This is a genomic window from Enhydrobacter aerosaccus, assembly GCF_900167455.1.
GTDB classification, from domain to species: domain Bacteria; phylum Pseudomonadota; class Alphaproteobacteria; order Reyranellales; family Reyranellaceae; genus Reyranella; species Reyranella aerosaccus.
The window spans coordinates 1-18,158 of record NZ_FUWJ01000006.1 but is presented as its reverse complement, the minus strand read 5'-3'; the positions used below and the strand labels follow the sequence as shown (position 1 = coordinate 18,158).

General features: G+C 64.8%; 30 protein-coding genes. 1 reads left to right on the top strand and 29 read right to left on the bottom strand.

Annotation, left to right across the window (positions count from 1 at the left end):
• Positions 1 to 59: 59 nt before the first annotated feature.
• Positions 60 to 884, bottom strand: a complete 825-nt coding sequence (locus tag B5D62_RS20285; protein WP_170921038.1) for an enoyl-CoA hydratase/isomerase family protein — start codon at positions 882 to 884, stop codon at positions 60 to 62.
• Between the two features lie 22 nt (positions 885 to 906).
• On the opposite strand from B5D62_RS20285, the gene B5D62_RS20280 reads away from it, so the two are divergent.
• Entirely contained in the window at positions 907 to 2,697 is a 1,791-nt protein-coding gene (locus B5D62_RS20280; RefSeq protein WP_085935772.1) for an acyl-CoA dehydrogenase, read from the top strand.
• Between the two features lie 289 nt (positions 2,698 to 2,986).
• Here the strand turns inward: B5D62_RS20280 and rplQ are convergent, their stop codons facing one another.
• The 28 genes from rplQ to tuf all read right to left on the bottom strand — a co-directional run bounded on the left by rplQ (position 2,987) and on the right by tuf (position 18,157).
• Complete coding sequence (gene rplQ, locus B5D62_RS20275) at positions 2,987 to 3,406, bottom strand: 50S ribosomal protein L17 (protein ID WP_085935771.1); 420 nt, start codon at positions 3,404 to 3,406, stop codon at positions 2,987 to 2,989.
• A 21-nt stretch (positions 3,407 to 3,427) separates the two neighbouring features.
• Entirely contained in the window at positions 3,428 to 4,444 is a 1,017-nt protein-coding gene (locus B5D62_RS20270; protein WP_085935770.1) for a DNA-directed RNA polymerase subunit alpha, read from the bottom strand.
• Between the two features lie 101 nt (positions 4,445 to 4,545).
• Positions 4,546 to 4,965: a 30S ribosomal protein S11 gene (gene rpsK / locus B5D62_RS20265; RefSeq protein WP_085935769.1), complete on the bottom strand. Its 420-nt coding sequence runs from the start codon at positions 4,963 to 4,965 to the stop codon at positions 4,546 to 4,548.
• An 18-nt stretch (positions 4,966 to 4,983) separates the two neighbouring features.
• On the bottom strand, positions 4,984 to 5,361 hold the full coding sequence (gene rpsM / locus B5D62_RS20260; RefSeq protein ID WP_085935768.1) for a 30S ribosomal protein S13: 378 nt from the start codon (positions 5,359 to 5,361) through the stop codon (positions 4,984 to 4,986).
• A 121-nt stretch (positions 5,362 to 5,482) separates the two neighbouring features.
• Positions 5,483 to 6,133, bottom strand: a complete 651-nt coding sequence (locus B5D62_RS20255; protein ID WP_085935767.1) for an adenylate kinase — start codon at positions 6,131 to 6,133, stop codon at positions 5,483 to 5,485.
• A 5-nt stretch (positions 6,134 to 6,138) separates the two neighbouring features.
• Positions 6,139 to 7,485 carry a preprotein translocase subunit SecY gene (secY, locus tag B5D62_RS20250; RefSeq protein ID WP_085935766.1) on the bottom strand — a complete coding sequence of 449 codons (1,347 nt, stop codon included), beginning with the start codon at positions 7,483 to 7,485 and terminating at the stop codon, positions 6,139 to 6,141.
• Positions 7,486 to 7,552: 67 nt separating this feature from the next.
• Positions 7,553 to 8,032: a 50S ribosomal protein L15 gene (gene rplO, locus B5D62_RS20245; RefSeq protein ID WP_085935765.1), complete on the bottom strand. Its 480-nt coding sequence runs from the start codon at positions 8,030 to 8,032 to the stop codon at positions 7,553 to 7,555.
• Positions 8,033 to 8,063: 31 nt separating this feature from the next.
• A complete protein-coding gene (gene rpmD, locus B5D62_RS20240) occupies positions 8,064 to 8,264 on the bottom strand; it encodes a 50S ribosomal protein L30 (RefSeq protein WP_231714881.1) in 201 nt (66 codons plus the stop codon).
• Positions 8,265 to 8,269: 5 nt separating this feature from the next.
• Positions 8,270 to 8,866, bottom strand: a complete 597-nt coding sequence (rpsE, locus tag B5D62_RS20235) for a 30S ribosomal protein S5 (protein WP_085935763.1) — start codon at positions 8,864 to 8,866, stop codon at positions 8,270 to 8,272.
• Between the two features lie 15 nt (positions 8,867 to 8,881).
• A complete protein-coding gene (rplR, locus tag B5D62_RS20230) occupies positions 8,882 to 9,244 on the bottom strand; it encodes a 50S ribosomal protein L18 (protein WP_085935762.1) in 363 nt (120 codons plus the stop codon).
• An 11-nt stretch (positions 9,245 to 9,255) separates the two neighbouring features.
• Positions 9,256 to 9,789, bottom strand: coding sequence for a 50S ribosomal protein L6 (rplF, locus tag B5D62_RS20225; protein WP_085935761.1), 534 nt, complete (start codon positions 9,787 to 9,789; stop codon positions 9,256 to 9,258).
• Between the two features lie 2 nt (positions 9,790 to 9,791).
• Positions 9,792 to 10,190 carry a 30S ribosomal protein S8 gene (rpsH, locus tag B5D62_RS20220; RefSeq protein WP_085935760.1) on the bottom strand — a complete coding sequence of 133 codons (399 nt, stop codon included), beginning with the start codon at positions 10,188 to 10,190 and terminating at the stop codon, positions 9,792 to 9,794.
• 16 nt (positions 10,191 to 10,206) lie between these two features.
• The gene (gene rpsN, locus B5D62_RS20215) at positions 10,207 to 10,512 is read right to left on the bottom strand and encodes a 30S ribosomal protein S14 (RefSeq protein ID WP_085935759.1); all 306 of its coding nucleotides are present in this window, start codon (positions 10,510 to 10,512) and stop codon (positions 10,207 to 10,209) included.
• Positions 10,513 to 10,526: 14 nt separating this feature from the next.
• Positions 10,527 to 11,069 carry a 50S ribosomal protein L5 gene (gene rplE, locus B5D62_RS20210; RefSeq protein ID WP_085935758.1) on the bottom strand — a complete coding sequence of 181 codons (543 nt, stop codon included), beginning with the start codon at positions 11,067 to 11,069 and terminating at the stop codon, positions 10,527 to 10,529.
• A gap of 11 nt (positions 11,070 to 11,080) precedes the next feature.
• Entirely contained in the window at positions 11,081 to 11,404 is a 324-nt protein-coding gene (gene rplX, locus B5D62_RS20205) for a 50S ribosomal protein L24 (protein WP_085935757.1), read from the bottom strand.
• 4 nt (positions 11,405 to 11,408) lie between these two features.
• On the bottom strand, positions 11,409 to 11,777 hold the full coding sequence (gene rplN, locus B5D62_RS20200) for a 50S ribosomal protein L14 (RefSeq protein WP_085935756.1): 369 nt from the start codon (positions 11,775 to 11,777) through the stop codon (positions 11,409 to 11,411).
• Positions 11,778 to 11,795: 18 nt separating this feature from the next.
• On the bottom strand, positions 11,796 to 12,044 hold the full coding sequence (gene rpsQ, locus B5D62_RS20195; RefSeq protein WP_085935755.1) for a 30S ribosomal protein S17: 249 nt from the start codon (positions 12,042 to 12,044) through the stop codon (positions 11,796 to 11,798).
• A 10-nt stretch (positions 12,045 to 12,054) separates the two neighbouring features.
• Complete coding sequence (rpmC, locus tag B5D62_RS20190; RefSeq protein ID WP_085935754.1) at positions 12,055 to 12,246, bottom strand: 50S ribosomal protein L29; 192 nt, start codon at positions 12,244 to 12,246, stop codon at positions 12,055 to 12,057.
• A gap of 11 nt (positions 12,247 to 12,257) precedes the next feature.
• Positions 12,258 to 12,677, bottom strand: coding sequence for a 50S ribosomal protein L16 (gene rplP, locus B5D62_RS20185; RefSeq protein ID WP_085935753.1), 420 nt, complete (start codon positions 12,675 to 12,677; stop codon positions 12,258 to 12,260).
• Positions 12,678 to 12,683: 6 nt separating this feature from the next.
• Positions 12,684 to 13,403 carry a 30S ribosomal protein S3 gene (gene rpsC, locus B5D62_RS20180; RefSeq protein WP_085935752.1) on the bottom strand — a complete coding sequence of 240 codons (720 nt, stop codon included), beginning with the start codon at positions 13,401 to 13,403 and terminating at the stop codon, positions 12,684 to 12,686.
• On the bottom strand, positions 13,403 to 13,789 hold the full coding sequence (rplV, locus tag B5D62_RS20175) for a 50S ribosomal protein L22 (RefSeq protein ID WP_085935751.1): 387 nt from the start codon (positions 13,787 to 13,789) through the stop codon (positions 13,403 to 13,405). The genes rpsC and rplV overlap by 1 nt, the downstream gene beginning before the upstream one ends.
• Before the next feature lie 6 nt (positions 13,790 to 13,795).
• Positions 13,796 to 14,074 carry a 30S ribosomal protein S19 gene (gene rpsS, locus B5D62_RS20170; protein ID WP_085935750.1) on the bottom strand — a complete coding sequence of 93 codons (279 nt, stop codon included), beginning with the start codon at positions 14,072 to 14,074 and terminating at the stop codon, positions 13,796 to 13,798.
• 10 nt (positions 14,075 to 14,084) lie between these two features.
• A complete protein-coding gene (gene rplB, locus B5D62_RS20165; RefSeq protein ID WP_085935749.1) occupies positions 14,085 to 14,915 on the bottom strand; it encodes a 50S ribosomal protein L2 in 831 nt (276 codons plus the stop codon).
• A 16-nt stretch (positions 14,916 to 14,931) separates the two neighbouring features.
• Entirely contained in the window at positions 14,932 to 15,246 is a 315-nt protein-coding gene (locus B5D62_RS20160) for a 50S ribosomal protein L23 (RefSeq protein ID WP_085935748.1), read from the bottom strand.
• Entirely contained in the window at positions 15,243 to 15,863 is a 621-nt protein-coding gene (rplD, locus tag B5D62_RS20155; protein WP_085935747.1) for a 50S ribosomal protein L4, read from the bottom strand. The genes B5D62_RS20160 and rplD overlap by 4 nt, the downstream gene beginning before the upstream one ends.
• Before the next feature lie 10 nt (positions 15,864 to 15,873).
• Positions 15,874 to 16,599, bottom strand: a complete 726-nt coding sequence (gene rplC, locus B5D62_RS20150; RefSeq protein ID WP_085935746.1) for a 50S ribosomal protein L3 — start codon at positions 16,597 to 16,599, stop codon at positions 15,874 to 15,876.
• A 24-nt stretch (positions 16,600 to 16,623) separates the two neighbouring features.
• A complete protein-coding gene (gene rpsJ, locus B5D62_RS20145; protein ID WP_085935745.1) occupies positions 16,624 to 16,938 on the bottom strand; it encodes a 30S ribosomal protein S10 in 315 nt (104 codons plus the stop codon).
• Between the two features lie 28 nt (positions 16,939 to 16,966).
• On the bottom strand, positions 16,967 to 18,157 hold the full coding sequence (gene tuf / locus B5D62_RS20140; RefSeq protein ID WP_085935461.1) for an elongation factor Tu: 1,191 nt from the start codon (positions 18,155 to 18,157) through the stop codon (positions 16,967 to 16,969).
• Position 18,158 lies beyond the last annotated feature (1 nt).

Sequence of the window (18,158 nt, the reverse complement as noted above, 5' to 3'; positions counted from 1 at the left end):
TGCTATTTTAGCGCTGATCTGCACATTCTGCTCGTCCGAATAGCAGAATTTGTACGATGTCAGCGAGCCTTGAAGAGGGGCGGACGGCGCTCGCGCAAGGCCGACAGCCCTTCCTGGAGATCCTCCGACCCCTGACAGGCGCGAATTCCCTCCCGGATCGATGGGATATCCGGCTGAGCCTGGGCAAACTGCTCGATAGCGCGTTTCATGTTCATCATCGACAGCGGCGCCAATCCGGCCAGCCGTGTTGCGATCTCGTCGCGTTTGGCCAAGAACTGCTGGCGGTCGACCAGCCAGTCGAGATAGCCCACGCGCAGCAGCTCCTCGTCGGTGAAATCCTCCGACAGCAGGAAGGCCCGCTTGGCAAAGCTCGGACTGACTTTTTGGGTATAGCGGCGAACGCCACTCGGATAGTAGTGCAGCCCGAACCGGGCGGCCGGCATGAAGAAGCGCATGCCCTTGACCCCCAGCCGGAAGTCGCAGGCCAGCGCCATATCCGTCGCCCCACCATAGACGCCGCCATTCAGCGCGCAGAGGGTCGGCATGCGCATCGCCTCGAGGCGATCCATGACCGACTCGAAACTGTCGCGGCCTTCCGTTGGCTGGGCCGACTTGCCGGAGGGAATCGATCCAAGGTCGTAGCCTGAGCAGAAGGTCTTCTCGCCGGCGCCGGTCAGCACGGTGACCCGCACATCCGGATGGGCATCGACGGCCTCGATGGCTTCACGCAGCTTGCCGAGACCGGCCGTATCGAGCCGATTGTGCTTGGCCGGATCGTTGAGGGTGATGGTAGCCCGTGGGCCGTCGATGGCGAGCAGAACTGTGTCGGTCATGTTGGCGCGACCATAGCCGAGCCCGTCGCCAAAGGCGACCGAGCGCGCCATATTGCGAAACGGAGGACAACACATGACTTACACCGCCCCCCTCGACGATATGCGTTTCGCGCTGCGCGAAGTCGCCGGCCTTGGCCAGATCGCCGCCCTGCCGGGCTACGAACACGCAACCGACGACACCATCGACGCAGTCCTTGAAGAGGCCGCCAAGCTCGCCGGCAACGGCCTCGCGCCACTCAATCGCGACGGCGACAAGGTGGGTGCCAAGCTGGAGAATGGCGTCGTACGCACGGCGCCGGGCTTCGCCGGCATCTACAAGGAGTTCGTGGAAGGCGGCTGGAATTCGCTTCCGTTCGATCCGGAGTTCGGTGGCCAGGGCATGCCATGGCTGCTCGCGGCATCGGTGCAGGAGATGTGGCAGGCCGCCAATATGGGGTTCGGCCTCGTGCTGCTCCTCAACCAGGGCGCCATCGATGCCATCCATCATCACGGCTCGGCCGAACAGAAGGCCACGTACCTGCCCAAGATGATCTCGGGGGAATGGACCGGGACGATGAATCTGACCGAACCGCAGGCAGGCTCCGACCTCGGGCAGCTCAAGACTCGGGCGGTGAAGAAGGACGACCACTACCTCGTCACCGGCCAGAAGATCTTCATCACCTACGGCGAGCACGACATGACCGAGAACATCGTGCATCTCGTGCTGGCGCGTACACCGAACGCGCCGGCCGGCGTGCGCGGCATCTCCCTGTTCATCGTGCCAAAATTCCTGGTGGGTGCCGATGGCACGCTGGGCCGCCGCAACGACCTGCGTTGCGTCTCGCTCGAGCACAAGCTCGGCATTCACGCCAGCCCGACCTGCGTCATGTCCTACGGCGACGATGGCGGCGCCGTCGGCTACCTGGTCGGCGAGGAAGGACGTGGCCTCTCCTACATGTTCACGATGATGAACAACGCCCGCCTCTCCGTCGGCATCCAGGGGCTGGCAATCGCCGAGCGGGCATATCAGCAGGCAGCCGCCTTCGCTCGCGCGCGCGTCCAGTCCAAGGACGATGGCAGTGCCGATCCGAAACCCGTCGCGATCGTGCATCATCCCGATGTGCGCCGCATGTTGATGACCATGAGGTCGCAGATCGAGGCCATGCGCGCTCTGGGCTATTACACCGCGGCCGGCATCGACGGCGCCGCCAAGCATCCCGACAAGGAAGCCGCGCGCAAGATCCAGGACCGCGTCGATCTGCTGATCCCGATCGTGAAGGCCTGGTTCACCGATCTCGGCAACGAGATCGCCTCGACGGGCGTGCAGATCCACGGCGGCATGGGCTTCATCGAGGAGACCGGCGCCGCCCAGCACCTGCGCGATGCGCGGATCCTGCCGATCTACGAAGGCACGAATGGCATCCAGGCGCGGGATCTGGTCGGTCGCAAGATCGCCAAGGACGGCGGTGAGACCATGCTGGCACTCGTGGCGGAAATGCGGGCGCTGGCCGATGAACTCGGGGCGGCGCCAGGCGACGATCTGGCAGCGATCCGCAGCGGGCTCGTTGCCGCGGCCGATGCGCTGGAAGAGGCCACCCGCTGGGTGGCGCAATCGGTGAAGGCAGAACTGGTGGCCGCGCTGGCGGGCTCGGTGCCCTTCCTGCGGCTGGCCGGTACCGCCCTCGGCGGATGGCTGCTCGCCAAGGGCGCCTTGGTGGCGCAGCGCAAGCTCGCCAGCCGCGATGGCGATCCCACCTTCCTGGAAGCCAAGCTGGTTACGGCCCGCTTCTATGTCGATGTGATCCTGCCGCCCGCGCTGGCCCAGCTCGGGCCGCTCAAGGCCGCCGGTCGCACCGTCTACGCCCTCAAGGAGGAGCAGTTCTGAGACCGTATCCGGGGCCGCTTTCCATTTAATAAATGGAAATTTAAGCGTTACCTCGTGGTAACCATAGAATCGAGCTGGAGCGCCATCATACCTCGCCATGGCGCCCAGCCTAAGCCAGGGACGGCCGCATCCCTATTCCGGTCGTGAACGGGGCAAGCGTGCAGGACTGGGCCTGACACGATCCAAGCGCCAGCGAGCGCCGCTCGCCTCGCAACGCCAGAATGAGCAAAAGAAAACGCCCGGAGTTGCCACCGGGCGTTTTCGCAATTCCGAGCCTTGAGGCAGAGGCTTACGCCGCTTCCTTCTGCTCCGTCTCCGCCGACGGGCCCGAATCCTGGCCCTTGGCAGCGGTGTCGCGCTCGACGAACTCGATCACCGCCATCGGGGCAGCGTCGCCGAAGCGGAAGCCCGCCTTGAGGACGCGCAGGTAGCCGCCGTTGCGCTTGGCATAGCGCGGGCCCAGCGTCGTGAAGAGCTTGTCGGCGACGTAGGGATCGCGCAGGAAGCCGATCGCCTGGCGGCGCGCATGGAGGCCGCCCCGCTTGCCGAGCGTGACCAGCTTCTCGACGATCGGACGCAGGTCCTTCGCCTTGTGCAGCGTGGTCGTGATCTGCTCGTGCTTGATGAGAGCACCGGCCAGATTCATGAACATCGCCTTGCGATGCTCTGCCGTGCGGTGGAATTTCCGCCCGCGATTTCCGTGACGCATGACTTAAGTCCCCTTACCGGCTTAGTACGGCTCTTCCAGCCGCTTCGCCATTTCCTCGATGTTGTCCGGCGGCCAGCCCGGGATTTCCATGCCCAGGTGCAGGCCCATACCGGCCAGAACTTCCTTGATCTCGTTCAGCGACTTGCGGCCGAAGTTCGGCGTCCGCAGCATCTCCGCCTCGGTCTTCTGAACCAGATCGCCGATGTAGATGATGTTGTCGTTCTTCAGGCAGTTGGCCGAGCGGACCGACAGCTCGAGTTCGTCGACCTTCCGCAGCAGGTTGCGGTTGAACGGGAAGGTATCTTCCGCCTCTTCCTTGCGGACTTCGCGCGGCTCCTCGAAATTGATGAAGAGCTGCAGTTGATCCTGCAGGATGCGGGCCGCGAGCGCGACGGCATCGGCTGGCGCCGTCGTGCCGTTGGTCTCGACCGTCATCGACAGCTTGTCATAGTCGGTGACCTGACCGACGCGGCTATTCTCGATCTTGTACGAGACGCGCTTGACCGGGCTGAACACCGAATCGATCGGAATCACGCCGATCGGCGCATCCTCGGCGCGATTGGCGGAGGCCGGGATATAGCCCTTGCCGGTCGCGACCGTGAGTTCCATCGAGATCGAGGCGCCATCGTCGAGCGTGCAGATCAGATGCTTGGGATCCATGATCTGCACATCGCCCGGCAACTCGATCATGCCGGCAGTGACTTCGCCCGGCCCGACCGCGCGCAGATACAGCCGCTGCGGACGGTCGCCCTGCATCTTCACCGCCATGGCCTTGATGTTCAGCACGACGTCCACCACGTCCTCTCGGACGCCGGGAATCGAGGAGAACTCGTGCAGCACGTTGTCGATCTTGATCGACGTCACAGCCGCACCCTGGAGTGAGGACAGCAACACGCGGCGCAGCGCGTTGCCAAGCGTGAGACCGAAGCCGCGCTCGAGCGGCTCGGCGACGATCGTCGCCACGCGACTCGGATCGACGCCCGCTTCGGTGACAAGCTTCTCCGGCTTGATGAGATCTTGCCAGTTCTTCTGAAGCACGAGGGCTACCTCTCTAGACCGGTTGGTTCACGGGGCTCCTGGCGGAGCCGCGACACATGCAAAAAGAGCGCGACGCGAATTGAATGCGCCGCTACTCGAACTCAGACGCGACGACGCTTGGGCGGACGGCAGCCATTGTGCGGGATCGGCGTCACGTCGCGGATCGCGGTGACGGCGAGACCGACAGCCTGCAGCGCCCGCAGCGCCGATTCACGTCCCGAACCCGGGCCACGCACTTCGATCTCGAGCGTCCGCATACCGTGTTCCATCGCCTTGCGGCCGGCATTCTCGGCGGCCATCTGAGCGGCGAACGGCGTCGACTTGCGCGAGCCCTTGAAGCCCTGCTGACCTGACGACGACCACGCAATGGTGTTGCCCTGGGCGTCGGTGATGGTGACGATCGTGTTGTTGAACGACGCGTTCACGTGCGCGACGCCCGAGATGATGTTCTTGCGCTCCTTGCGGCGAGGACGTGCGCCGGTGGCGGCGCCACCCGTAGCGGCGGCAGCAGGCTTGGCCATGATCCGGATCTCCTCGGGTTACTTCGTGACTTTCTTCTTGCCGGCGATCGGCTTGGCCGGACCCTTGCGGGTGCGCGCATTGGTATGCGTGCGCTGGCCGTGGACCGGCAGGCCGCGGCGATGCCGCAGGCCGCGATAGCAGGCGAGATCCATCAGGCGCTTGATGTTCATCGCCACTTCACGCCGCAGGTCGCCCTCGACCGTGTAGTCGCGGTCGATGGTCTCGCGGATACGGATGACTTCGTCGTCGGTCAGCGTGTTGACGCGCCGCGACTCGTCGATCCCCACTTTCCCCAGGATTTCCTTGGCTTTCGCCTGGCCAATCCCGTGGATGTATTGCAGCCCAACCACCACCCGCTTGGCGGTCGGAATGTTCACGCCGGCTATACGAGCCAAAGTTCTAACTCCTTCAATGACTTACGGCGCGCTCAGGCGCGCCCGTACGACGTTCCGCTGGCCCCGGAAAAGCGCGCGATTATATGTATCGGCGCCCCTGAGTCAACGGACCTTCAACTTGTCAAGCCCCCGCCAATACGGCGCGGATCTGACGGTACACCTCATCCATGGACGCCATCCCATCGACCTTCCGCAGCACCTTCCGGGTGCTGTAGTAGGGCAACAGGGGCTCCGTCTGAGCCCGGTAGGCGGCCATCCGGGTCTTCATGGTCTCTGCATTATCGTCCTTGCGGCGGGTGAACTCCTTCGACCCGCAGACGTCGCAGATACTGTCGACCTTCGGCCGCTTGAACTTGTCATGATAACCCGCGCCGCACTTGGCGCAGGTAAATCGGCCGACCACGCGTTCGGTCAGCGCCTTTTCGTCCACTTCCATCTCGATGACGCGGTCGAGCGTCTTGCCCGACTTCGCCAACATCTTGTCCAGAGCCTCGGCCTGGGCTTCCGTGCGCGGGAAGCCGTCCAGGATGAAGCCCTTGGCGCAGTCCGGCTTCTCGATGCGATCCTCGATCAGGCCGACCATCACCTCGTCGGGCACCAGCTGGCCCTTGTCCATGATGTCCTTGGCCTTCTTGCCGAGCTCGCTGCCCGACGCGACCGCAGCGCGCAGCATGTCCCCCGTCGAGAGCTGCACCATACCGAGATCGCCCTGGAGCCGCTGTGCCTGGGTGCCCTTGCCGGCACCCGGCGGTCCGAGAAGAATGATATTCATCGCCTTTAGCGTCCCTTGCCCCTAAGCCGGGCCTTCTTGATGAGGCCCTCATATTGATGCGCCAGCAGATGCGCCTGGATCTGGGTCACTGTATCGAGCGTCACCGAGACCACGATCAGGAGGCTGGTGCCGCCGAAATAGAACGGAACGCCGCCGCGTGCGATCAGCAGTTCCGGCAGGATGCACACCGCCGAGAGATAGAGCGCACCGATCACGGTCAGCCGGTTGAGGATATACTCCAGATAGTCGGCCGTGTTCTTGCCTGGCCGGATACCCGGCACGAAGCCGCCGTTCTTCTTCAGGTTCTCGGCCGTGTCGGTCGGATTGAACACGACCGTCGTGTAGAAGAAGCAGAAGAACACGATCAGCGCGACATACATCACCAGGTACAGCGGCTGGCCGTGGGCCAGATAGGTGGCGATCCACTGCGCAATGCCCGGCTCGCCGGTATTGCCCTGGAACGAGGCGATGGTCGCCGGGAAGAGCAGCAGCGAGGACGCGAAGATCGGCGGGATCACGCCCGACGTGTTGATCTTGAGCGGCAGATGCGAGGCCTCACCGCCATACATGCGGTTGCCCACCTGGCGCTTTGGATATTGCACCACGATGCGCCTTTGTGCCGTCTCCATGAAGACGACGACCGCGACGACCACCACGATGCCCACCGCAAGGGCGATGATGAACAGCGCCGAAAGCGCGCCGGTGCGTCCCAACTCGAGAGTCTGCACCAGGGCATTCGGCAGAGCCGCAACAATGCCGGCGAAGATGATCAGCGACACGCCGTTGCCGACGCCGCGCGCGGTGATCTGTTCGCCGATCCACATCAGCAGCAACGTGCCACCCACCAGGGTGACAGTCGTCACGAAGCGGAAGAACAGGCCAGGATCGTGCACCACCGGCCCGGCCGAGGCGCTCTGCCCCTCCAAGCCAACGGCGATGCCGTAGGCCTGGAACGCGGCCAGGAACACAGTGCCGTAGCGGGTGTACTGGTTGATCTTCTTGCGGCCGGCCTCGCCCTCCTTCTTCAGCGCCTCCAGCGACGGCACGACCGTCGTCAGGATCTGCATGATGATGGAGGCCGAGATATACGGCATGATCGACAGCGCCAGGATGGACATGCGTCCGATCGAGCCGCCCGAGAACACGTCCAGCATGCCGGCGATGCCGCCGGCATTGCGGTGGAAAATCTCGGCCAGGGCCGCCGGATCGACACCCGGCACGGGAATGTAAGCGCCGATGCGGAAGACGATAAGCGCGCCGATGGTGAACCACAGGCGCTTCTTCAGCTCGGTCGCCTTACCGATCGCGCCCCAGTTCAGATTGGCTGCGAGTTGCTCGGCGGCGGATGCCATGGACCCTCACGCGTGTACGACGACGTTAGCGGGGAGATTTCGCACCTCCCCCGATACACCGTCGGGCTTAGGCCGCCTCGGCGACAGGCTTCGGCGGCAGTTCGACCTTGCCGCCGGCCTTTTCGACCGCGGCGATCGCCGACGCCGAGGCGCCTGCGACCTTCACTTCGATCTTGGACGTGATGTCGCCCTTGCCCAGCAGCCGGACGCCGTCGCCGACGGTCTTGAACAGGCCGGCGGCCTGCATGGCGGCGGCGTCGATCACCTGACCGGCGTCCAATTTCTTGTCGTCGATCGCCTTCTGCAGCGCGCCGAGGTTCACCACCTGCCACACCTTCTGGTGCGGCGGACGGAACCCGCGCTTGGGGATGCGACGATGCAGCGGCATCTGACCGCCTTCGAAGCCCTTGATGGCGACGCCGGTACGGGACTTCTGGCCCTTGACGCCGCGACCGGCGGTCTTGCCCTTGCCCGAGCCGATACCCCGGCCCACCCGCATGCGGCCCTTGCGGGCGCCTTCGTTGTCGGCGATCTCGTTCAGCTTCATGTTCTTGCCCTCCGCGCCGGAGCTCCTCGGCTCAGCGCGCTTCCTCTTCGACATGCACCAGATGGCGCACCTTGTTGATCATGCCGCGTACCGAAGGCGTGTCCTCGAGGACGTTGCTGCGGTGACGCTTGTTCAGTCCCAGCCCGATCAGCGTCGCGCGCTGATCGTCCGTGCGGCCGATATGGCTGCCGGTCTGGGTCACCTTGATCTTCTTGCCGTCGGACATGGTCATACTCCTCAGGCGGCGGTCGCTTCAGCCGGCTGCTCGCCATCGCGACGGCCCAGCAGCTCGCCCACCTTCTTGCCGCGGCGGTTCGCCACCATGCGCGGCGAGTTGAGCTGAACCAGTGCGGCGAAGGTCGCCTTGATCATGTTGTGCGGGTTGGACGTGCCGACCGACTTGGCGACGATGTCCTTGATGCCCAGCGTCTCGAAGATGGCGCGCATCGGACCGCCGGCGATGATGCCAGTACCGGCCGGAGCTGCCCGCAGCGTCACCTTGCCCGCGCCGAAACGGCCGCGCACATCATGATGCAGCGTGCGACCGTCGCGTAGCGGCACCCGGATCAGCGCGCGCTTGGCGGCTTCCGTCGCCTTGCGGATCGCTTCCGGCACTTCGCGCGCCTTGCCGGCGCCATGACCGACGCGGCCGCGCTGGTCGCCCACCACCACGATGGCGGCGAACGCGAAGCGGCGACCGCCCTTCACGACCTTGGCCACGCGATTGATGGTGACCAGCTTGTCGGTCAGTTCATTTTCCTCGTCGCGGTCGCGATCGCGGCCCCGTTCGCGCTCGCGCGGGGGACGGCCGGAACCACCGGGTGAACGAGCCATTGTGCTAACTCCCGATCAGAACGACAGACCGCCCTCGCGGGCGGCATTGGCCAGCGCAGCGACGCGGCCGTGAAACATGTATCCGCCGCGGTCGAACACGACTTCCTTGACGCCGGCCGCGATGGCGCGCTCGGCGATCAGCTTGCCGACCTCGGCAGCGGCCGCCTTGTCGGCACCGGTCTTGATCTTGCCCTTCAGGCCCTCGTCCAGGGACGAGGCGGCGGCAAGCGTCGCGCCCTTCCGATCGTCGATGACCTGCGCGTAGATGTGCTTGCCCGAGCGGAACACGCTCAACCGCGGGCGCCCGCCGGCGGCCTGGCGCAACGCGTGACGCGTGCGCCGCTGGCGACGGGCGAAGAGAGCTTTGGTATCGGCCATGATGGATCGCCTTACTTCTTCTTGCCTTCTTTGCGCCGGATCGTCTCGGTCGAGTACTTGATGCCCTTGCCCTTGTAGGGCTCGGGCGGACGCAGGCTGCGAATCTCCGCCGCCAGCTGACCGACCTTCTGACGATCCGAGCCGGTGATTTCGATCTCGGTCGGCTTCACCGCCTTGATCTGGATACCGGCCGGAATGGGAACCTCGACGTCGTGGCTGAACCCGAGCTGCAGCTTCAGGTTCTTGGCATCCGCCTGGGCGCGATAGCCGACGCCGTTGATCTCGAGGTTGATGGTGAAGCCGTCCGACACGCCGCGCACCATGTTGCGGGCGAGATTGCGGGCGGTGCCCCACTGCATGCGGGCGCGGCGGCTCTCGCCGCGCGGCTTGAAGGACAGGCCCTCGGCGGTCTTGGTCACCTCGACGTCGTCATGCACCACGAGCGACAGCTCGCCGCGCTTGCCCTTGACCTTCAGGGCCTGGCCCTGGAGATCGACGGTGACGCCGCTTGGAATGGGAACGGGATTCTTGCCGACGCGCGACATGGTCAGAACACCTTGCAGAGAACTTCGCCACCGACATTGGCGGCGCGCGCCTCGGCGTCGGACATGACGCCGCGCGGCGTGGACAGGATCGAGATGCCGAGACCGTTGAAATGGCGCGGCAACTCGCGGATCTTCGAATAGACGCGACGGCCCGGGGTCGACACGCGGCGGATGTCCTTGATGACCGGACGGCCGTTGTCATACTTGAGCTCGATCCGGATCTCCTTGATTCCCGGACGCATCTCTTCCTCGAACCAGCCGCGGATGTAACCTTCACGCTGGAGCACATCGAGAACACTCGACCGCATGCGCGAGGCCGGCACGGTCACGCTGTCAAGGCGCGCGGCCTGGCCGTTGCGGATGCGGGTCAGCAAATCACCGACGGGATCTGTTATCGCCATGGTCTACGGTCCCCGGTTACCAGCTCGACTTCACCACGCCGGGCAGTGCGCCCAGCGAGGCCAGCTGACGCAGCGCCAGGCGCGACAGCTTGAATTTGCGATATACGGCGCGTGGACGCCCCGTAAGTTCGCATCGATTGCGGATGCGCGTCGGAGAAGAGTTGCGCGGCAGCTCGGCAAGCTTGAGCCGCGCTCCGAAGCGCTCTTCCGGCGTCAGCGTGTTGTCCACCGCCATCGCCTTCAGCTTGGCGCGCTTGGCAGCGTACTGCTTCGCCATCTTGGTGCGCCGCTTGTTCTTCTCGACTGAACTCGTCTTGGCCATGTCTGTCTCCGGCCTCAGTTCACGAACGGGAAGTCGAAGCCGCGGAGAAGCGCCTTGGCTTCCGCGTCCGTCTTCGCCGACGTGCAGATGATGATGTCCATGCCGCGCACCTGGTCGACCTTGTCGTAGTCGATTTCCGGGAACACGATCTGCTCCTTCAGGCCCATGGCGTAGTTGCCATTGCCATCGAAAGACCTGCCGTTGAGGCCGCGGAAGTCGCGGACGCGCGGCAGAGCGATGTTCACCAGTCGGTCGATGAACTCGTACATGCGATCCCGCCGCAGGGTGACCTTGGCGCCGATCGCCATGCCCTCGCGCAGCTTGAAGGTCGCGATCGACTTGCGCGACTTGGTGATCACCGGCTTCTGGCCGGTAATCGCCGTCAGGTCGGCCACGGCGCCATCGACGGCCTTGCGGTCATTGACCGCCTCGCCGACACCCATGTTGATCACGATCTTCTCGAGCTTCGGCACTTCCAAGGGGTTCTTGTAGGAGAACTCCTTGATCAGCGCCTCTCGAACGGTCTTCGAGTAGTGTTCTTGCAGTCGCGCGGGCATGGCCCGTTCTCCTAGCGGTCGATTGTTTCACCGGAGGCGCGCGCAATGCGCACTTTCCGGCCGTCTTCGAGGAACTTGAAGCCGACCTTGGTCGGCTTGTCGGACTTGGGATCCAGCAGGGCCACGTTCGAGACGTGGATCGCGGCCTCGCGTTCGATGATGCCACCGGCGTCGGTGCGGCCCGGCTTGGTATGGCGCTTGATGACGTTCACGCCAGACACCACGACACGCTGTTCGGCTGGAAGCACGCGCAGCACGTCGCCAATCTTGCCCTTGCTGCGGCCGGTGATGACCTTCACCCGGTCGCCCTTGCGGATCTTGAGCTTGTTAGTCATGGCCTCAGAGCACCTCCGGGGCGAGCGAGATGATCTTCATGAACTTCTTGGCCCGCAGTTCGCGCGTGACCGGTCCGAAGATACGGGTCCCGATCGGCTCGTCCTGCTTGCTGATCAGCACGGCGGCGTTGCGATCGAAGCGGATGGCGCTGCCGTCGGCGCGCCGCAGCGCGAACGACGTCCGCACCACCACCGCGCGATGAACCTCGCCCTTCTTCACGCGACCGCGTGGAATGGCGTCCTTCACCGACACCACGATGACATCGCCGACGCTGGCATATTTGCGGCGCGAGCCGCCCAGCACCTTGATGCACTGGACTCGCCGGGCGCCGGAATTGTCGGCGACCTCGAGATTGGTACGCATCTGGATCATGTCTGCCTGCCCTCGGCTTTAAGCCTTCGCGCCTTCGACCAGAACTTCCCAGCTCTTGGTCTTGGACAGCGGCCGGCACTCGCGAATACGCACGCTTTCGCCAACCTTGCCCTTGAAGGCATTGGTCTCGTCATGCGCGTGGTACTTCTTCGACCGGCGGATGAACTTCTTGTAGATCGGATGCTGAACGCGCCGCTCGACCTTCACGACGATGGTCTTGTCCATCTTGTCGCTGACGACGACGCCTTCGAGAATTCGCTTCGGCATTTACGACTCCTTAACCCGCGGACTTCTCGCCCAGCACCGTCTTGATGCGGGCGATGTCGCGGCGGACCTGGCGCACGCGGCCGGTCTTGCCGAGCTGGCCACCCGCCTTCTGGAAGCGCAGGTTGAACGCTTCCTTGCGCAGGTTACCCAGCTCTTCCTTGAGCTGATCAACGGTCTTGGGACGCAGATCGGTGGCCTTCATGGCTTTCTCCCTCAACCCTCGGCGCCGACGCGGCTGACGAACCGCGTCTTGATCGGCAGCTTGGCAGCAGCGAGCGCCAGGGCTTCCTTGGCGACCGTCACAGGCACGCCGTCCAGTTCGAACAGGACGCGGCCAGGCTTCACGCGCGCGGCCCAGAACTCGGGTGCGCCCTTGCCGGAGCCCATGCGGACTTCAGCCGGCTTCTTCGACACGGGCACGTCCGGGAACACCCGGATCCACACGCGGCCGGCACGCTTCATGTGACGCGTGATGGCGCGGCGGGCGGCCTCGATCTGGCGCGCGGTCAGGCGATCCGGCTCCATCGCCTTCAGCCCGAACGAGCCGAAGTCGAGGTTGAAACCGCCCTTGGCAGCGCCATGGATGCGGCCCTTGAAGGCCTTGCGGTACTTGGTGCGCTTCGGTTGCAGCATGATGCCTTACGCGTCCCTCTGCTCGGGGCGATCGATTCGCGCCGGCGTCCGTTGCGGCGCGGCTTCTTCCGCGCGCTTGTCGTGCGCCATCGGGTCGTGCGCCATGATCTCACCCTTGAACACCCACACCTTCACGCCGCAGGTTCCGAAGGTAGTGAAGGCGGTCGCGGTGCCGTAGTCGATGTCGGCACGCAGCGTATGCAGCGGCACGCGACCTTCACGGTACCACTCCATGCGGGCGATTTCGGCGCCACCCAGACGGCCCGAGCAGTTGATGCGGATGCCCTGCGCGCCCAGGCGCATGGCCGACTGCACCGCCCGCTTCATCGCCCGCCGGAACGCCACGCGGCGCTCGAGCTGCTGGGCGATGTTCTCGGCGATCAACGTCGCATCGATCTCGGGCTTGCGGATCTCGACGATGTTGAGGGCCACTTCGCCCTTGGTCATCTTGGCGAGATCGCCGCGCAGCTTCTCGATGTCAGCGCCCTTCTTGCCGATCACGACGCCCGGACGGGCAGTGTGAATCGTGACACGGGCGCGCTTGGCCGGACGCTCGATGACGATCTTGGCGACACCCGCCTGGGCCAGCCGCTCGCGCAGCACCTTGCGGATGTTGATGTCCTCGTGGAGCATCGTCGAGTATTCGCCGCCTTCGGCGTACCAGCGCGAGTCCCAGGTCCGGTTGATCCCGAGACGCAGGCCGATCGGATTGACCTTCTGACCCATTACTTGTCCTCCGCCTCGGGCCGCTCGCGCACCACGATCGTGAGGTGGCTGAACGGCTTCTTGATCCCGGCCGCGCGGCCACGGCCGCGGGTCTGGAAACGCTTCATGACGAGGCCCTTGCCCACCGACGCCTCGGCCACGATCAAGCGGTCGACGTCGAGATTGTGATTGTTCTCGGCATTGGCGATGGCCGAGTTCAGCGCCTTCTTCACGTCCTGCGCGATGCGCTTCTTGGAGAAGGTCAGCTCGTTGACGGCCGACGAGGCCTTCTTGCCGCGAATTGTGGCAGCCACGAGGTCGAGCTTGCGCGGGCTGACGCGAACGGTGCGCAGCACGGCCTTGGCCTCGTTGTCCGCCTCACGGCGGGGAGCGGATGGTTTGCTCATCGCGCCTTACTCCTTTGAGACCTTCTTGTCGCCCGCGTGACCGGTGAAGGTCCGGGTCGGCGAGAACTCGCCCAGCTTGTGCCCGACCATCTCCTCGGAGACGTTCACCGGGATGAACTTCTTGCCGTTGTAGACGCCGAACGTCAGACCGACGAACTGCGGCAGGATGGTGGAACGACGCGACCAGGTCTTGATCACCTCGCTGCGCACGCTCTGGCGCGCTTTTTCGGCCTTCTTGATCAGGCTGCCCTCAACGAAGGGGCCTTTCCATACGGAACGTGCCACTGCCTATCTCCTAGCGCGTCGCGTGACGGCGGCGGATGATGAACTTGTCCGTCGCCTTGTTCTTGCGAGTCTTCTTGCCCTTGGTGGGCTTGCCCCAAGGCGTCACCGGATGGCGACCGCCCGAGGTCTTGCCTTCACCACCGCCGTGCGGATGGTCGACCGGGTTCATCGCCACGCCGCGGACGACCGGGCGGAAACCCAGCCAGCGCAGACGACCGGCCTTGCCGGCCACCGTGTTCTGGTTATCGGGATTGCTGACCGCCCCGACGGTCGCCAGGCACTCGCCCGGCACCAGACGCAGCTCACCCGAGTTCAACTTGATCTGAGCGTAGCCGGCATCCTTGCCGACCAGCTGGGCATAGGTGCCCGCCGAGCGGGCGATCTGCCCACCTCGGCCGCGCTTCAGCTCGACGTTATGCACGATCGTTCCGACCGGCATGTTGGCAAGCGGCATGGCATTGCCGGGCTTGATGTCGACGCGCTCGCCCGACATCACCTGGTCGCCGGCCTTCAGGCGCTGCGGCGCCAGGATATAGGCGAGCTCACCGTCGGTGTACTTGACGAGCGCGATGAACGCCGACCGATTGGGGTCGTACTCCAGACGCTCGACCGTCGCCGCGACATCGAACTTCCGACGCTTGAAATCGACGATGCGCAGGCGGCGCTTGTGTCCGCCACCGCGATGGTGCGCCGTGATGTGGCCGTGGTTGTTACGACCGCCGGACCCTGCCTTGCCCTGAGTCAGCGCCTTGACGGGTTTGCCCTTCCACAGGCCCTCCCGGCTGACGATGACCAGCTGCCGCAGCGACGGCGTGATCGGCTTGAAACTCTTGAGTGCCATTGCCTCTTCTCCCGTCCTACAGGCCCGTGGTCACGTCGATCTTGTGACCCTCGACCAGAGAAACGATGGCTTTCTTCCAATCGCTCCGCAGGCCCGGACGGCCTTTGAACAACTTGCTCTTGCCCTTCACCGTGACGGTGTTGATGGCCTTCACCTTGACCTTGAACAGGCCTTCGACAGCCTGCTTGATCTCGGGCTTGGTGGCGTCCATCGCGACCCGGAAGGTCACCTGGTTGTGCTCCGAACCATTGGTGGTCTTCTCGGTGATGAGCGGCGCGCGGATCACTTCGTACATGCGCGCGCGTGATACCGGGTTGATCTTGGCGCTCATTGCAGGCGCTCCTCGAGATGCTTGACCGCATCCTTGGTCAGCACGAGCGTGTCGCGCCGCAGGATGTCGTAAACGTTCGCACCCTGCTGCGGCAGCACATCGACATGAGCGATGTTGGCAGCCGCGCGGGCAAAGTTGGTGTCGACCTCGGCACCGGCGATGACCAGCACGCTCGAGACACCGAGCTTGCCGAAGTGCCCCTTGAGCTTGGCCGTCTTGGGCTCCGCCAGCGTGGCGTTGTCGACGACGATCAGCTTGCCTTCCGCCGCCTTGGCCGACAGCGCCGTCCGTAGCGCGAGCTTGCGCACCTTCTTCGGCAGGTCGCTGGCATGGCTGCGCACGACCGGCCCGAAGGCCTTGCCGCCGCCGCGGAACTGCGGAGCGGCCTCGTTGCCGTGGCGGGCGCGACCGGTGCCCTTCTGGGCATACATCTTCTTGGCCGTCGCCGTGACTTCGGAGCGCCCCTTGCTCTTGTGGGTGCCCTGCTGCCGACGGGCGAGCTGCCACACCACGCAACGCTGCAGGATGTCCTGTCGGACAGGAGCGGCGAACACGGCGTCGGCGAGATCGATTTCGCCGGCGCTGCCGCCCTCGATGGTTTTGACCGCGATCTTCATGACCTGATCCTTAAGCCTGCGGAGCCGCGTCGGCTGCCGGCGCCTCGGATGCCGGAGCGGCAGCCTTGCGCAGGCCTGCCGGATATGGGGCATCCTTGGGACGGGCGCGCTTGGAGGCGTCCTTGACGATGATGTAGCCACCAGCCGGGCCGGGGACGGCGCCGGCAACCAAGAGCAGACCCTTCTCGTCGTCGGCGGCGACGACCTTGAGGTTCTGCGTGGTCACCCGCTCGGCGCCGTAATGGCCGGCCATCTTCTTGCCGGGGAAGGTGCGGCCGGGATCCTGGCGGTTACCAGTCGAACCGTGGCTACGATGCGACACCGACACGCCGTGGCTGGCCTCGAGACCGCCGAAGTTCCAGCGCACCATCGAGCCTGTGAAGCCGCGGCCGATCGTGGTTCCAACCACGTCGACGAACTGGCCCGGAACGAAGTGGCTCGGCACCAGTTCCGCGCCCACCTCGAGCACCGCGTCCTTGGCGACGCGGAATTCGACGAGCTTCTTCTTCGGCTCGACCTTGGCCTTGGCGAAGTGACCGCGCATCGGCTGCGTCACGTTCTTGACCTTGGCCTTGCCGTAGCCGAGCTGCACGGCCGTGTACTTGTCCTTCTCTTCCGAGCGGACAGCGACAACCTGCAGCTGATCCACCTTCAGAACGGTGACGGGCACATGTTCCCCGGCGTCGTTGAAGACGCGGGTCATGCCGACCTTCTGGGCGACGAGACCGCAACGCATGGTCCTGATCCTCTTCCCTATCCCTTAGGCGCCGAGCTTGATCTCGACGTCCACGCCGGAGGCGAGGTCGAGCTTCATCAGCGCGTCCACCGTCTGCGGCGTCGGATCGACGATATCGAGCACGCGCTTGTGCGTGCGCACTTCAAACTGCTCACGCGACTTCTTGTCGATGTGCGGCGAACGGTTGACCGTGAAGCGCTCGATGCGCGTCGGCAGGGGGATCGGTCCCCGCACCTGTGCGCCCGTCCGCTTCGCGGTGCTGACGATCTCGCTCGTCGACGTGTCGAGCACGCGATGATCGAAGGCCTTGAGCCGGATGCGGATATTGGTGCTTTCCATGATCTTCTCGCTTGCCGCGCCGGTTCAGTTACTTGACGATTTTGGTTACGACGCCGGCGCCGACGGTGCGTCCGCCCTCGCGGATGGCGAAGCGCAGGCCCTCGTCCATGGCGATCGGCTGGATCAGCTCCACCACCATGCGGGCATTGTCGCCCGGCATCACCATCTCCGTCCCCGCCGGCAGCGTCACCACCCCCGTCACGTCGGTCGTGCGGAAGTAGAACTGCGGACGGTAGTTCGTGAAGAACGGCGTGTGACGGCCGCCCTCTTCCTTCGTCAGGATGTACGCCTCGGCCTCGAAGTTCGTGTGCGGCGTGATCGAGCCCGGCTTCGCCAGGACCTGACCGCGCTCCACGTCCTCACGGCCAACGCCGCGCAGCAGCGCCCCGATGTTGTCGCCCGCCTCGCCGCTGTCCAGCAGCTTGCGGAACATCTCCACACCCGTCACCGTCGTCTTCGTCGTCGCCTTCAGGCCGACGATCTCGACTTCCTCGCCAACCTTCACAACGCCACGCTCCACGCGGCCCGTCACCACCGTGCCGCGGCCCGAGATCGAGAACACGTCCTCGATCGGCATCAGGAACGGCTTGTCCTTGTCGCGCGTCGGCTGCGGAATGTAGCGGTCAACCTCCGCCATCAGCTTCAGCACCGCCTGCTCGCCCAACTCCGGGTTCTTGTCCTCAAGCGCCATCAGCGCCGAACCCCGGATCACCGGAATGTCGTCGCCCGGGAACTGGTAGCTCTTCAGAAGCTCGCGAACCTCAAGCTCGACCAGGTCCAACAGCTCCGGATCGTCCACCATGTCGCACTTGTTCATGAACACGACCAGCGCCGGAACGCCAACCTGGCGCGCCAGCAGGATGTGCTCCCGCGTCTGCGGCATCGGACCGTCCGCCGCTGATACCACCAGGATCGCTCCGTCCATCTGCGCCGCGCCCGTGATCATGTTCTTCACGTAGTCCGCGTGACCCGGGCAATCCACGTGCGCGTAGTGACGGTTCGTCGTCTCGTACTCAACGTGCGCCGTCGAGATCGTGATCCCCCGCTCACGCTCCTCAGGCGCCTTGTCGATCTGGTCGTAGGCCGTGAACGTCGCGCCGCCCGTCTTCGCCAACACCTTCGTGATCGCCGCCGTCAGCGACGTCTTCCCATGGTCCACATGCCCAATCGTGCCGATGTTGCAGTGCGGCTTGTTCCGCTCAAACTTCGCCTTCGTCATG